Source organism: Cellvibrio sp. ATLC23, assembly GCF_057196725.1.
The window spans coordinates 1-14,693 of sequence record NZ_JBXUOS010000010.1 but is presented as its reverse complement, the minus strand read 5'-3'; the positions used below and the strand labels follow the sequence as shown (position 1 = coordinate 14,693).

Genomic DNA, 14,693 nt, shown 5'->3' with positions numbered 1-14,693 from the left:
TTGAAACGTGCAACTGGATTGGAGCAATGTATCATGATGATCTTCGCAGCAAAATAACCTCCCAAGACGCTTAAAACGTCTTTGGATTTATTTACCTGAAATCAAATTATTTTCGTCCGCGCTTGCATTTGGCAGTAGAACTGCATTTCTGAATCGCTTTGCATCAGTCAACTTCTGTTCCAGATCCTGTATAAGTTCGTCGATCGAATCGCTGAATTCAGTAACCGGTTCCTCTGTCCAGCTTTCTATTAAGCCGGTCTCGTTGTTATAAAATGTTTCATGAAGAGCGAAACATTCCTTACTTCCGATAAGATGCCTATAAATACGGTTATTCCATGTCACTCATTTTTCCCTCTTGTTGGCATAACGTGTGGTGCAGATGCGAAATTTAGTTGTGTCTCAGTTTTTCCTGAATCAGCGGGGCTAGGTTTAAATGTGCTGGCTAAGTCCTCAGAGGTAGCAAAGCGCAATGCTTTAAAGCGCTCACCTGTTTTGGGGGAGCTGATTCTTCGAAACAGCTCATCAAAATTAATCTCATTGGAAGTCATTGTGAATTCCTCAGTTAAAATCACAATTTGTTTAATTAACAATAGGAAAATAAACTGCAATAATTACAGTTGGTTGGCCGGAACCGCCTGTGGGACTATGCTCCAAACCAGACGGGCGACCATCTTTCGAGTAGGCTACGAAGAAACTGATCGACTTTGAGAAAGTCATCTTCAGCCTGTTAGATCTACTTTAACCGATCTGTTAGAAATAAATAGGTAGCTACTCCGGGAAATAACAAAGATAAATGCGGGGGAACTAATTTTTTAATATGACTAAATTGTTGTTTTAATGCTATTAGTTATAGTCGTTGAACTACAAATGCAAGTGGTCGTGCCGAGGATTTAAGGATTGGCCTTCGTTTTCAAATTTCCATGCGTAAAGATCACCGCATATAGAAATTTAAATTGCTTCTGATAGAAGTCTATATGATACTTATTCGGCGGGGCGACTGACCGGATGAGATTGAGCGTCCCCCAGCGGGGAAACCCGTAGCCGCGCAAGGCGGTTCGAGGCGAAAGCCGAAGTGATTCTGGATACCCTAAAGGCACCTTTTTGGTGCCTTTTTTATTGGGATTCAATTCAGATGTATAGGGCGATAAGGTAACGTTGATCTTCTACCATCGCCATAAAAGGTATGCATCCTTCCACTCCAACTAAGCCTCGTTCAAGTGGGGCTGTCTTTAGCCTTTTGGCTAACGTATTCAGCAGGCTAGACCTTTGTTTTGATATACTCATCCAAAGCAGAGAGTTCAGGCATTTCGCCGACGATGAAAAAAATGGTCGCCCGTCTGATTTGGAGCATAGACCGGCAGGTGGTTCCGGCCAGTCTATTTGAAAAGCCGATAATTTTGGCTTTATGGTTGAAAAAGTTAAGTTTGAGGGAGGTACCGCAGTTCGGTTAGTAAATATTGGGATGTCTGCATTAGATTAAATAGTATCGCCAATTATTTTAATGATTATTTTTGTTTATTAAAGATCAATAAAATTAGTATCACTATTTATTTTAAAGCACAAAAATAGTCAGCTATATAAATCAATATCTTAGCTTTCTAAAAGTATCACTAATTATTTTACACCGACATTCCCTTTTTGGGAAGTATATATATACTTCCCAAAAAGGTATAGGGGTGCCCATGCGGGTCTTAGGAAGAGATAAATTAGACAAATGTAGCCGTAAACATGCCGATTCTAAGAAAGCGTTGGACGTATGGTTTGATGAGGTGGTACATGCGGAGTGGCAAACACCGCAGGATATTAAAAATCGCTATAGCAGCGCAGATTTTCTGGCGAATAACCTCGTCCTTTTCAATATAAAAGGAAATAGTTATCGGCTCGTCATCAAAGTCAGATACGAGCACGGCCTTGTGGTCATTGAATGGGTTGGTACTCATGCCGAGTACGATAAGAAGAGTTTTTAGGGGGCGAAGATGAATCACATTAGAATTATAAAAACTGACCAAGAGCATGAGCAGGCATTGGCCTATTTGATGTCGTTAATGGATAAAGAAATCGTGAAAGGAAGCGCAGAGGCTGATGAGTTTGATGTTTTGGCATTACTAATAGAACGTTATGAAGAAGATCGTTACCCGATAGACCCGCCTGATCCTATCGAAGCCATTAAATTTCGCATGGAGCAGCAAGGATTACGAAACAAAGATTTAATTCCTTACATTGGTTCTGCCTCTAAAGTGACCGAAGTGCTTAATGGTAAGCGCCCACTGAGCATAAATATGATTCGTAGATTGAGCGAAGGTTTAGGCATATCTGCTCAGGTACTTATTCGTGAAACTCAGAAAAAATCGATTGAAAATCCTGATATTGATTGGCTTGCTTTTCCTCTCGCCAAAATGCGCGAACGTGGGTATTTCGACGGATTCAATGGTAGCCTGCAAGAATTAAGGGAGTATGCTGCGGAACATCTCAGCTCATTTCTGTCATCTGTACGTTCAGGCTTTTCATTGCGTCCAGCGTTACTACGCACTAGTGCGCATTTACGCAGTAATAATAAAGAAATTAATACCTATGCACTCTGGGCATGGCAGGTACGTGTTTTACAAAAAGCCCAAGCAGAATCGTTGACAATCAAATATCAAGCAGGCGCTGTCAACTTAACTTGGATGCAAAAACTTGCACAATTATCGTGGTCTGAAAATGGCCCGATATTGGCAAAAGAATTTTTAAACCGTATTGGTATTCATTTAATTTTTGAACCACATTTACCGCAAACATATCTTGATGGTGCTGTATGTTTAACTGCGGATGGTAACCCTGTTGTTGCGCTAACCCTCCGCCATGACAAACTCGATAATTTTTGGTTTACTTTGATGCATGAGCTGGCTCACATTGCCCTGCATCTTGACGGATCCGATATTTGGTTTATTGATGATTTAGATGTCGTTAGTACCGAGCAAATTGAGCAAGAGGCAGATGTTCTTGCACAGGAGGCGTTAATACCTGCCGAGGATTTTAATTTGTTGACATCTAATGCCCCCAAAGACATTAACGCACTTGCAAGTAGGCTCAACATCTCTCCTTGTATTATCGCGGGGCGCATTCGTTTTGAAGCGGATAATCACCAACTTTTTGGCAAATTATTTCGAGATAAAATTAAGCCATTAATGATTTAGGATCAGGGAAGATCATCTGATGAAGAGTTGAATTAATGTCAACACAGACAGATATCGAAGAGTTACGCGTTGAAAATACTCGATTAATAAAATTACTTGAGCATCATGGTATTGAATGGCGTGTACCAGAAATAATAGAAGTCGAGCCAGAACCCATTCGTTTTATTGAAGCGGAACATTCCCCCATCGGCACCGCTGAAAAGGTAAATATTTTTCGCAAATTATTTTGCGGTCGAACAGATATTTATCCTGTTCGATGGGAAAGCAAAACAACAGGGAAATCCGGTTATGCCCCCGCCTGCGAAAATGAGTGGGTGCCTAGAGTTTGTGAAAAGCCCCGCATCAAATGTTCAGATTGTAGCAATCGCAAATTAGCGCCTCTAACCGATGCGGTGGTTTACGACCATCTTGCGGGTAAACAAACTATCGGTGTATTCCCCCTGCTAAGTGATGACTCATGTTACTTTCTTGCGGTTGATTTTGACGAGCAAGACTGGAAAGAAGATGCAAATGCATTTATGCGGTCATGCGCGGAATTAAATATTCCGGCTGCACTCGAAATTTCACGTTCTGGTAATGGTGCTCATGTATGGATATTCTTTGCTGATCGAGTGGCCGCCCGTGATGCTCGTCGCTTGGGAACCGCAATTATTAGCCATACCTGCACACGCACACGACAATTAAAACTGAATTCATACGATAGGCTTTTCCCCAACCAAGACACTATGCCAAAGGGTGGCTTTGGAAACTTAATTGCATTACCTCTACAGAAAACGCCTCGTGCGCACGGTCGCAGTGTTTTTGTTGATGAAAACTTTAATCTTTATGCCGATCAATGGTTATTCTTATCTTCAATAAAGCCAATGTCACCCTATGACATTGAGCCTGTTATTTTTACAGCTACAGGAAATGCACATCCGTTAGACGTTACTTTTATCGATGAAGAGGATCAAAAAGAGCCTTGGAAGCGCGAAAAAAGTCGCAGCAATAAAATTCCTGGCGTTATGCCAAAATTGTTAAAGCTGACGCTGGCCAATTTAATCTATATTGAAAAACAAGATTTACCTCAGCCGCTGGCGAATAGAATTATTCGTTTAGCAGCGTTTCAAAACCCAGAATTCTATAAGGCGCAAGCAATGCGTCTTCCTGTGTGGGATAAGCCGAGAGTCATTAGCTGTGCTGAAAACTGTCCGCTGCATATCGCATTGCCCCGTGGTTGTTTAGATGCCCTTGAAAATCTACTTAGTGAAAATAAAATTCGATGTGAACTTCAAGACGAGCGATATAAAGGCGAGCTGATTAATACACAGTTTTCAGGTGTGCTACGTACAGATCAGGAAGTAGCTGTTTCGGCAATGTTAAAGCACGATGTAGGTGTGCTTTGTGCACCAACTGCTTTTGGCAAAACAGTTACCGCTGCTGCGATCATTGCTAAGCGCGGTGTTAATACATTAATCCTTGTGCACAGAACAGAATTATTAAAACAGTGGCAAGAGCGATTGCAATCCTTTCTTACGAATGAAAAAGGTGCGGTAGGAAAAGACGTTGTTGGAGTCATAGGCGGCGGGAAAAATAAACCTACAGGGAAAATAGATATTGCCGTTATGCAGTCTATTTCTCGCCAAGGTGAAATTAATCCCATTGTCGAAAAATATGGTCAGGTTATCGTGGATGAATGCCATCATATTGGTGCCTTCTCTTTCGATGCAATATTAAAGCAAGTAAAGGCTAAATATGTTTTAGGCTTAACCGCCACACCGATTCGGCGCGATGGTCAACAGCCTATTATTTTTATGCAATGCGGCCCAATTCGCCATACTGCTACTAAATCCGAAAATGCGCCGAACGATTTAGAGGTAATACCAATATCCTCACACAGCCGCATTGAGCTACCGCAAGATGCAGGTATTCAAGATGTATTTCGTCATCTGACCAATGACGCTGAGCGAACAGAAAAAATTGTTACCGAAACATTAAATGCTTTTAATCTTGGGCGAAAGGTATTGGTATTAACAGAAAGAACTGAGCACTTGGATATTATTTCCGGTGCTCTAGCCGAAAGAGTACCTGCTTACTTTTTCCTTCATGGCCGTATGTCCAAAAAACAACGCGCGACTACTATTTCAGAATTGGAGGCTTTACCTCCGGACGAGCCGCGCGTTTTATTGGCCACAGGAAAGTTGGTGGGAGAAGGCTTCGATCACCCACCACTAGATACTCTGGTATTAGCAATGCCTGTTTCTTGGAAAGGTACTCTGCAACAATACGCAGGAAGGCTCCACCGCGAACATGCCAGTAAAACCGATGTTAAAATTATTGATGTGGTGGATAATGGTCATCCTGCCTTACTTCGAATGTGGGATAAACGGCTGCGCGGATACAGAGCTATGGGCTATCGAATAGCTCAAACACAAGAATCAGGAATAGTTTAGAATTATTTTGTTACTTTTTCCGTTTTAGGAAATTTCGCGTTAGAAAATCAATTTAAAACTATTTTGTCATTCTTGGTGCAAAAATGGTGAAAAAAGGCCAATTTCTATGTCTTTTTGTTTACAACTATTTTGTTACACCACAGCAGTTTGCCATATACACTTAGGAAAATTGCCGAATTTCAGTGAGGCTAGCATGCAATATAGTGAGTTTACTCCCGAAAAAGCCAATAAAGGTGTATCTGCCCGGGTTATGGCGCGGGTGGGTTCCATCCTTCATATCGGTCTTAAAACCCCATTAGATGTAGTGCGAGTTAGCCGCGAAGGCATTGTTACTTCGGCGGTGGATTTGTTGGTCGATCAAGGGTTTAACCGGCGCGATCTGGATTGGATCATTCCGCTGCGTACGCTCACCCATCGCCGTGAAAAAGGCCAAAAACTGACTACCGATGAAACCGAGCGCTGGTTACGTGCAGCAAAAATATCGGCCTTGGCGCAAGAGGTTGTAGGCGCAGACAAAGCCATGGCCTGGCTAAACAAACCGCGCAAAATATTTGATGGTTTGTCCGCCATGGAGCTGATAAAAACTGAGCCGGGTGCGAGTTTGGTTGAAGAAACCCTTATCCAATTAGATGAAGGCTACTTTTGATGACGGCTATTTCGGCTTAATCGAATGTTTTAAGGGAATCATCACGCCATGAAGTTATGGAGAATCAGCAACTACGCCGATTTACAGGGAAAAGGTGGCTTGAAAGCCTCCGGCCGCTGGCACAATCGCGGTATCCCAATTGTCTATCTATCCGAAAGCCCATCGTTGGCAATGTTAGAAGTTTTAGTACATTTTGAGTTGGATCTCAACGAAGTCCCCGCTAACTACCAATTGCTGGAAGTGGATTACAACCAGCGCACCGGAATGTCCCACCTGCACAGAAATGCGCTGCCCGACGCTTGGCAAGAGGATCTCGAATTCACCCGCGCCATAGGTGATGAATGGTTAATCAGCAGCAGCTCACTATTCTTGCGCGTACCCAGTGCGGTAGTGCCGCACAGCTTCAACTATTTGTTTAATCCACGTCATGTCGCTGCTGCCAATGCAGAAATTATTAGTGTCAGGCATTATCCGTTTGATGCGCGGCTTTTGCTGTAGACCTTTTTCAGTCTTACCCCTGCAATCCCGATACTTCGTTGTATAAACCGACAAGATGCTCAATCGTTAAATCGAGTATCGGCCGCGTTAATCCATGGCAATTGTGCGTAATGGAAACCGAGATGGGCTGGACACCACAGGTGGCGTGGGAAGTGATAGATGCCAGTGGTAATAATCACAGGACGCACTTCTCATCGACGATGCTATAGTGAGCGCTAACTTTATTTAGCAATTGTGGGTGTTTTCGCTGTTATGCCTGAGGTTATTCCCTTTTTATTGCGCAGACCTAAAGCCATGGCGTTGGCGGTATTCTTAGTCTGCCTCAGTCTTTCGGCGCTGATAATTTGGCAGTTTGAGCAAAATCAGCGTCATGCAACGCGCGCTGATGTGGAAAATATTGCGCAGAATCATGCTTTTTTGGTGCGTGATAGTCTCAATCAGGCGCTTACACTCAACTATTCCATCGCTGCGATGATCCGTTTGGGCCATGGTTCGACCGAGCGATTTGACGACGCGGCCCGTGAATTGTTGCCTTATTTTGATAGCGTCTCCCATATTAGCTTGTCGCCCAATGGCATCATCACTCAGGTTTATCCTCTTTTAGGCAACGAAAAATCCCTCGGTTTTAATCAGCTCGCGGACACCATCCAAAATAAAGAAGCCATTCGGGCGCGCGATTCCGGCAAGTTAACTCTGGCTGGACCGGTGCAATTGGTGCAAGGCGGGATGGGCGCGATTGCGCGCTTGCCGATTTATTTGGTTGATCAGAACGAAACCACGTTTTGGGGATTTAGCAATGTCACGATTCGCATAAATCGATTACTAAAGGCCGCTAATCTCTCTCAGTTGGATGCACAGGGCATGGCTTATAAGCTCTGGCGAATAAATCCAGAAACCGGTGAACAGGACATAATTGCAGTTAACTCACCGGAGTATTTGATCGATCCGGTTGATAAATCGTTCGAGGTTCCCAACGGCAGTTGGACGCTCAGTGTCACACCGATTACGGGCTGGACTAAACGCTGGCAATTAGCGGGTGAAATACTTATCGGCCTGGTATTGAGCTTGTTGCTGGCCTACCAGAGCTGGTTGATGGTGATGTTGCAGCGTCGTCGATTGTATTTGCAAGACGCGGTCACCGAACAGACGCGCGAGCTGCTCAACGCACGCGCGCACTTGCAGGCAACTCTCGATGCAATTCCTGATTTATTGTTTGAAGTTGATGGCAATGGAATTATTCACAATTACCACACCAATCAACCTGATTTGCTCACCGTAGAACCGATAAAATTTTTGGGTCAAAGTTTTCATTTATTTTTGCCAGAGGAGGCCTGCACTATTATTCATGCCGCGCTTGATGAAGCCACTGAAAAAGGCATGTCTTCTGGTAAATGTTATTCGCTGACGTTGCCGCGCGGTTTTGCTACTTTTGAATTATCTGTTTCGCGAAAAATTGATGAGCAAGACGGGGTAGCGCGTTTTGTCATTCTGAGCCGCGATATCACCCAGCGCAAAGAGAGCGAAGAGCGCATCAATAAACTCGCGTTTTTCGATCCTCTTACGCAATTACCTAATCGTCGCCTGTTGCAAGATCGTTTGGAACATGCGATTGCTACTAGTTTGCGGCAAGGCAAACTCGGCGCACTTTTGTATATTGATCTCGACGATTTTAAAACGCTCAACGATAACCGCGGCCATCACATCGGCGATCTCTTACTAATTGCCGTTGCTGAACGGCTGCGGCTTGCGGTGCGCACGCAGGATACAGTTGCACGTTTGGGCGGCGACGAATTTCTAGTGGTATTTGAAGGTCTTGATAAGGATCACGATAACGCCGCATTGCATGTTCAACAAATCGCTGAGAAAATTTTGGCCAGCTTGAATTGTGTTTATCAACTGGAGGGACAGGAATACTTTAATTCGCCCAGTATCGGTATTTGTTTATTTGGCGATAAACCGGTACAGATAGAAGAATTACTAAAACAAGCCGACCAAGCTATGTATCACGCCAAAGCCGCAGGGCGTAATACTTTGCGTTTTTTTGATCCGGAAATGCAAACTCTTGCTGCGCAACGTTTTGCGCTGCAAAACGAAATTCGCGATGCGCTACAGCAGCAACAGTTCCAACTGTATTATCAGCCGCAGATTAATCACAATGGCACAGTGGTCGGTGCAGAAGCCTTGATTCGCTGGTTACATCCACAGCGTGGCATGATCCCGCCATTGGATTTTATTCCTATCGCCGAAGAGTCCGGTTTGATCTTACCTATGGGGAATTGGATTTTTGCTGCGGCCTGCGCGCAATTAGTTGAATGGGATAAATCACCCACGACAGCCGATATTGTTCTCTCGATCAACGTTAGCGCCCGCCAATTTCAGCATCCGCAATTTGTTGAACAGCTATTGGAGATTATTCAGCGAAGTGGAGCAGCACCCTACAAATTAAAACTCGAGCTCACCGAGAGTATGTTGGTTGCTAATCAGCAAGAAATTATCACTAAAATGAAGGCGCTAAAAAGCCACGGAATTAAATTTTCTCTCGATGATTTTGGCACAGGTTATTCATCGCTTTCCTATTTAAAACGCCTGCCAATCAGCGAATTAAAAATCGATAAATCTTTTGTTAATGATATTCTTATTGACCCCAATGATGCTGCTATCGCGCGTATGATTATTCGTCTCGCGCAGAGCATGGAACTCACTGTTATTGCCGAAGGCGTAGAAACCAAAGAGCAGCGCGATTGGTTAGAAAAAGAAGGCTGTTTAAAATACCAAGGCTATTATTTTGGCCGCCCGGTACCGGTAGATAAGTTTGCGGTAGCGCCCTAATGAATAGGTTAACCCCCCTGCCTGGCGGAGTTTACTGACGCTGCCTTGTCTCCGCGCCGCGCTTGCGCAAAAAAGTGTTAAGTCCTGAAATTAGCCTGTAAATGAGAGAAGTTACTATTTGTAATCCTTTAAGATAAGCCTTGACACTCACCAACCCGATGAGGGCTTATGCAGCGCTTTCTCTTAACTACCTGTTTATTACTGCCATTGTTGGCGGCTTGGCCTTCTGTTCAGGCTCAATCTAACGAGGTGCAGGTGGTTACTCATCGCTTGCAGAGCAGCGCGCTTAGCAGTGAGCTAGAGCTGAGTGGCACGGTGCAGGCGCTGCGCGATTCCCGGCTCTCGGTGGCGGTTCATGCGCTGGTCAAAGACCTGCAGGTAGACTTGGGCAGCCGGGTTAAAAAGGGCGATCTGCTACTGACGTTGGACGATAGCATCGTTAAACAAGAACATCAGCGCGCTCTGGCGCAGCTGGCCGCCGCTGAAACCAGCGCGATCGAAGCCAATCGCCTGCGCGATGAAGCTCTGCGTTTGCGCGAGCAGAGCCATATCGCCCAAAGTGAGGTGAGCGCCCGGGAAAGTGCGGCCACTCTGGCGAAAGCAAGGGTACAAGAAGCCCGTGCTGCTGCCGCTATCGCCGCCGAACAACTGGCTAAACACCAACTCAAAGCGCCCTTTGATGGGGTGATCAGCGCCCGCTGGACCGATGTGGGGCAATGGCTCAACCCCGGCGATCAGGTATTTACTCTGGTGTCGATGGACTCGGTGCGCCTGGATGTTCAGCTGCCGCAGGAGCATCTGACCAGTATCGAGCATCTGCAAAGTGTGCAGATTATCCCCGATGCCCACCCCAACCTGCAGCTTGCCGCGGGCATCGACACTCTGGTGCCGGTGGGCGATGCCTCGCGCAGCTTCCTGCTGCGCCTTGCCGCAACTGAAACCTCAACCGCACTTGTGCCCGGCGCCTCTGCCCGCGCCCAGCTGCGCTTCCAGCAGACTAAAACCGCCGTCTTGTTGCCGCGCGATGCCCTGCTGCGCAATGCTGATGGCAACTTCAGTGTATTTGTAGTGGAAAACGGCACCGCCCAGCGCCGCACCATTGCTTTGGGCAGCAGCAACCGCACGGGCTATTTTGTCGAGCAAGGAGTGCAGGCTGGTGAGCAGGTGGTGATCCGTGGCAATGAACTGCTCAGCGATGGCCAGTCAGTCACTGTGGTAGATGCTCCGGCAACCAGCGCGCAGGGGCAGACCAATGATTGAAAAATGGGTTGTGCAGGGGCGCCTGCTGAGCGTTATCGTCTTGATTGTGTGTGTGCTCGGCCTTGCCGCCGCACTGCGTATGCCGGTGCAGATGATTCCCAATCTGGACACCCGCATCATCACCGTTGAAACCGGTTGGCCAGGTGCTACCCCGCAAGATATTGAAAACGAAATTCTGCTCGAACAGGAGCGCTACCTGCGCTCGCTGCCCAATCTGAGCCGCATGGAGTCCTCCGCCCGAATGGGCGAAGCGGTGATCGAGCTGGAATTTCCCATCGGGGTCGAGGCCAATGAGGCGCTGATCCGGGTCTCCAATGCCCTGAGCCAAGTGGCCAACTACCCCGAAAATGTGGATCAACCGCGCCTGTACAGCGAGTCATTTTCCGAAAATGCCTTTATGTACTTCGCCGTTCTGCCCCAGCTGGGCAACCCGCGCCAGCTGGATATGGACATGATTAGCGACTTTATCGATGACAATCTGCGCCCGCGCATGGAGCGGGTCGCGGGGGTGTCGCAGGTGGAGATGAACAATACCCTGCGCCAGATTCAAATTCAGGTTGACCCCGCCCGTCTTGCCCAGCGCAACCTGAGCCTGGAGGATGTCAGCAACGCCATTCGCGCGCGCAACCGCGATGTGTCGGCCGGTGATATCAACGAGGGCAAACGCCGCTATTTGCTGCGCACCACCAGCCGGTTTGAAGATATCGATGACCTGCAAAACCTGATTGTGAGCCACAGCGAGGGCAGTAATATCCGCCTGCGCGACCTTGCCGAGGTGCGGCTGGATCACTACGAAAAGCGCGGTTACGCCATCGTTAATGGCGAGGAGGCGCTGACCCTATCGGTCAAGCGCCAGCAGGGTTCCAACGTGATCGATATCAAACGGGCGATGCTGGCCGAGATCGACCAACTGCGGGTTGATCTGCTCGAACCCAATGGCCTGCGCATCATGATGATTGGCGACGACGTGCGCTATGTAGAGGCCTCAGTGAGCAATGTGTTTGTCAACTTGTGCCTGGGCGCCTTGCTCGCCACATTGGTGATGTACCTGTTCCTGCGCTCGGGGCGCGCCACTCTTATCTGCCTTATGGGCATTCCGGTGTGTACCATCGCCGCTTTTATTGGGCTCGCCACTTTTGAGCGCACCATTAACGTGATCTCCCTCGCCGGTATCGCCTTTGCGATTGGCATGACGCTGGATAACAGCATTGTGGTATTGGAGAGCATTGAGCAGGCGCGGCGGCGCGGCTTGGATCGGATCGAGGCCGCCGTCACCGGTGTGCGCGAAGTCTGGAGCGCGGTAATTGCCTCTAGTTCAACCACGGTGCTGGTCTTTGCCCCGGTGCTGTTTGTCACCGACGAAGCGGGCCAGCTCTATTCCGATATCGCCCTGGCCATTTCCGCGGCCATTATCGCCTCTATGTTGTTTGCTCTGTTTGTGGTGCCTGCCGCCAGCGCCGCCATTGGCGGGCGCATGAATATGGGCGAAGGTTCAAAGCGCGAAACCGCGATTCTCAATTTCACCGATTGGCTCTCCTGTACTCGCAAGCGCCGCTACCTCACCATGGGCATTGCCCTGTTCAGCAGCCTCGGCCTGGCGACAGTGCTCATGCCCGCAGCCGAGTATTTGCCCGAAGGCGAAGAGCCCAAGGCCTTTACCCGAATGTTTGCGCCACCGGGTTACAACATCGAAGAGATGCACAAAATCGGCACCGAAATCCAAGCCGAGTTGAATACCGCCTCGGCGGAGGGCTACCAGGCTGAAGACGGCGCTATTCCACAGCTCAAGTACTACCTCCTGCGCATCGGTGCCGGGCAGCTTTGGCTGATGAGCGAACCGCGCGACCCCGCCAATATAGATGTGATGATGACCGCGCTGGTGGAACGCTTTGAGCGCTACCCCGGCATGCGCGGCTTTTCATCGCGCGGTTCGATCATTTCCAGCAATCAGGGCGGCACTCGCGCGGTGGAGTTAAACATCACCGGCGCTGATCTGGCGGAGTTATACACCACCGCGCGCCACGTCATGCGCCGGGCGGACGAGGTATTTGAACAGCCGCGGCTCGATTCATCGCCCTCGTCGCTGTCCCTCGACCAGCCGCTGATTGAAATCCGCCCGCGCTGGGAGCGTTTGGCCGAACTCGGGTTTAGTGCCGAGACCTTTGGCTTTGTTGTCGCCGCCTACAGCGACGGCGCCTTTGTGGGAGAGTTTATCGATGGCGACGACAAGATCGATATGTTCCTGTTCAGCACCGCCGGCAACCGCCAACAGCTCAACCAACTGGCGCAAGTGCCCATCAGCACACCCAACGGGCAGGTCTTGCCACTTGCGGCACTGGCGGAATTGCGCGAAACGGTAGACAGCGAAGCCCTGCGCCGGATCAATGGCCAGCGCACCGTATCCGTGTACATCATCCCTGCCGATGATGTCGCGCTGGAAACCGCCGTAGAAAAGGTGCGTAGCGAATTGATCCCCGCCATGAAGGGTGCCGGTGAATTGCCCAGCCGGGTCACGCTGAGTATTACCGGCGCCGCCGATGACCTGGCCTCAACCCGCGCCTCGCTGCTGAGTAATTTTGCGGTAGCACTGGTGCTGATTTATTTGTTACTGGTGGCGATCTTTTCCCACTGGGGCTACCCACTGCTAATTATGACTACAGTGCCCCTGGGCATCGCCGGTGGTTTGGTCGGTTTGGTTGCCACCAACGGCGTTAGTGCGCTGCTGGCAACCGTCGGTTTGGTGGGCAACCATCAAGCATTCGACATGATTACCATGCTTGGTTTTGTAATTCTGTTAGGCACAGTGGTCAACAACCCAATCCTGATTGTGGAGCAAACCCGGCGCAATCTGGATGAACGCCACCTACCCATCGCCGACGCCGTACACCAAGCCGTCGCCACCCGCCTGCGCCCCATCCTTATGTCCACCGCCACCACCATCTTCGGCCTGTTGCCTCTCGTTCTCATTCCCGGCGCAGGCACCGAGTTGTATCGCGGTGTAGGCATAGTTGTACTCTGCGGCCTAGCCGCCTCCATGTTGCTAACCCTGAGCTTCCTACCCTGTTTGTTAATAGAAGTATTAAACCCAGAAGCCGCATGGCGAGAAAAATTTTTACACTTGCTGCCGCGCAAAAAACTTACCAGCAAATAAAAAAACGGGCAGAGGTTTACAACCCCTGCCCGTTTTTTTAAACACTCAAAGAAGCCGACTTTTATATTTCGCCCAAAAGCCTGAGTCAGCATTCACCGCACATGACATTGCCTCCGATTGCGACTTACAGCGTTCACGTGACCGATTGATAATAAACTAACATTTAAATCAAAAAATACGGTGCCTGACGCAAGCCGCCGAACTTCGCAAATCGGCCAAAAGCGGACGGTCATTAAATTTTACTCTTCCCCTTAAATGATAATCACGCAGGAGGAATAGCAATAGCTCGGCTGATAAGCATTAACTGTTGAGCAAGTTTATCTGGTGTCGTGGCATATACACCCGTCAGCCAGTCGCTCAATAAAGAGAGTTGCGTTGCGGCTAGCGCCTGTGCAATAGCGGATATAGGGACATAGCGATTTTGTGAAGGTGAAGACATGTTATGCATTTGCCCGATAATTATCTGGCTAAGGCATCGACTGACATGTTTACGTGTACCACCTGTAAATATAGGGCGAGCAAAACTTCTGTTCTGCCAAAAATGCTCCAGCACCCCCTGTACATCCAACACCTTGCTTGGAGGTAGCATCGCAGAGGCCAAAACAGTCATCGGCCAGTGCAAACTTGCATAGAGCAGTTCATCTTTGTTTTTATAATGTTCATAAAACGTCGAGCGTCCCACATCAGCCTTGGCAATGATG

The 14,693-nt window shown here is 48.2% G+C and carries 11 protein-coding genes; 8 read left to right on the top strand and 3 right to left on the bottom strand.

Features of this window, described 5'->3' with window-relative positions; genetic code table 11:
• Positions 1 to 87: 87 nt before the first annotated feature.
• Positions 88 to 342 (bottom strand): hypothetical protein, encoded by a 255-nt coding sequence (locus AC2CG4_RS15215; RefSeq protein WP_484487081.1) that lies wholly within the window; start codon positions 340 to 342, stop codon positions 88 to 90.
• The gene (locus AC2CG4_RS15210; protein ID WP_484487080.1) at positions 339 to 548 is read right to left on the bottom strand and encodes a hypothetical protein; all 210 of its coding nucleotides are present in this window, start codon (positions 546 to 548) and stop codon (positions 339 to 341) included. Before AC2CG4_RS15210 ends, AC2CG4_RS15215 begins: the two co-directional genes overlap by 4 nt.
• A gap of 1,134 nt (positions 549 to 1,682) precedes the next feature.
• Between AC2CG4_RS15210 and AC2CG4_RS15205 the strand changes: the two genes are divergently transcribed.
• The 8 genes from AC2CG4_RS15205 (at position 1,683) to AC2CG4_RS15170 (ending at position 13,992) form a co-directional block, all read left to right on the top strand.
• Complete coding sequence (locus AC2CG4_RS15205; protein ID WP_484487079.1) at positions 1,683 to 1,967, top strand: type II toxin-antitoxin system HigB family toxin; 285 nt, start codon at positions 1,683 to 1,685, stop codon at positions 1,965 to 1,967.
• A 9-nt stretch (positions 1,968 to 1,976) separates the two neighbouring features.
• On the top strand, positions 1,977 to 3,176 hold the full coding sequence (locus AC2CG4_RS15200; RefSeq protein WP_484487078.1) for an ImmA/IrrE family metallo-endopeptidase: 1,200 nt from the start codon (positions 1,977 to 1,979) through the stop codon (positions 3,174 to 3,176).
• Positions 3,177 to 3,211: 35 nt separating this feature from the next.
• Positions 3,212 to 5,608 carry a TOTE conflict system archaeo-eukaryotic primase domain-containing protein gene (locus AC2CG4_RS15195; RefSeq protein ID WP_484487077.1) on the top strand — a complete coding sequence of 799 codons (2,397 nt, stop codon included), beginning with the start codon at positions 3,212 to 3,214 and terminating at the stop codon, positions 5,606 to 5,608.
• A 193-nt stretch (positions 5,609 to 5,801) separates the two neighbouring features.
• Entirely contained in the window at positions 5,802 to 6,254 is a 453-nt protein-coding gene (locus AC2CG4_RS15190; RefSeq protein WP_484487076.1) for an antitoxin Xre/MbcA/ParS toxin-binding domain-containing protein, read from the top strand.
• 48 nt (positions 6,255 to 6,302) lie between these two features.
• Complete coding sequence (locus AC2CG4_RS15185) at positions 6,303 to 6,752, top strand: RES family NAD+ phosphorylase (RefSeq protein ID WP_484487075.1); 450 nt, start codon at positions 6,303 to 6,305, stop codon at positions 6,750 to 6,752.
• Positions 6,753 to 7,004: 252 nt separating this feature from the next.
• Positions 7,005 to 9,581: a bifunctional diguanylate cyclase/phosphodiesterase gene (locus tag AC2CG4_RS15180; protein ID WP_484487074.1), complete on the top strand. Its 2,577-nt coding sequence runs from the start codon at positions 7,005 to 7,007 to the stop codon at positions 9,579 to 9,581.
• 168 nt (positions 9,582 to 9,749) lie between these two features.
• Entirely contained in the window at positions 9,750 to 10,841 is a 1,092-nt protein-coding gene (locus tag AC2CG4_RS15175; protein WP_484487073.1) for an efflux RND transporter periplasmic adaptor subunit, read from the top strand.
• A complete protein-coding gene (locus tag AC2CG4_RS15170) occupies positions 10,834 to 13,992 on the top strand; it encodes an efflux RND transporter permease subunit (protein ID WP_484487072.1) in 3,159 nt (1,052 codons plus the stop codon). The genes AC2CG4_RS15175 and AC2CG4_RS15170 overlap by 8 nt, the downstream gene beginning before the upstream one ends.
• A gap of 262 nt (positions 13,993 to 14,254) precedes the next feature.
• Here AC2CG4_RS15170 and AC2CG4_RS15165 read toward each other — a convergent pair.
• On the bottom strand, positions 14,255 to 14,693 hold a 439-nt coding region (locus AC2CG4_RS15165), incomplete at its 5' end, for a TetR/AcrR family transcriptional regulator (RefSeq protein WP_484487071.1).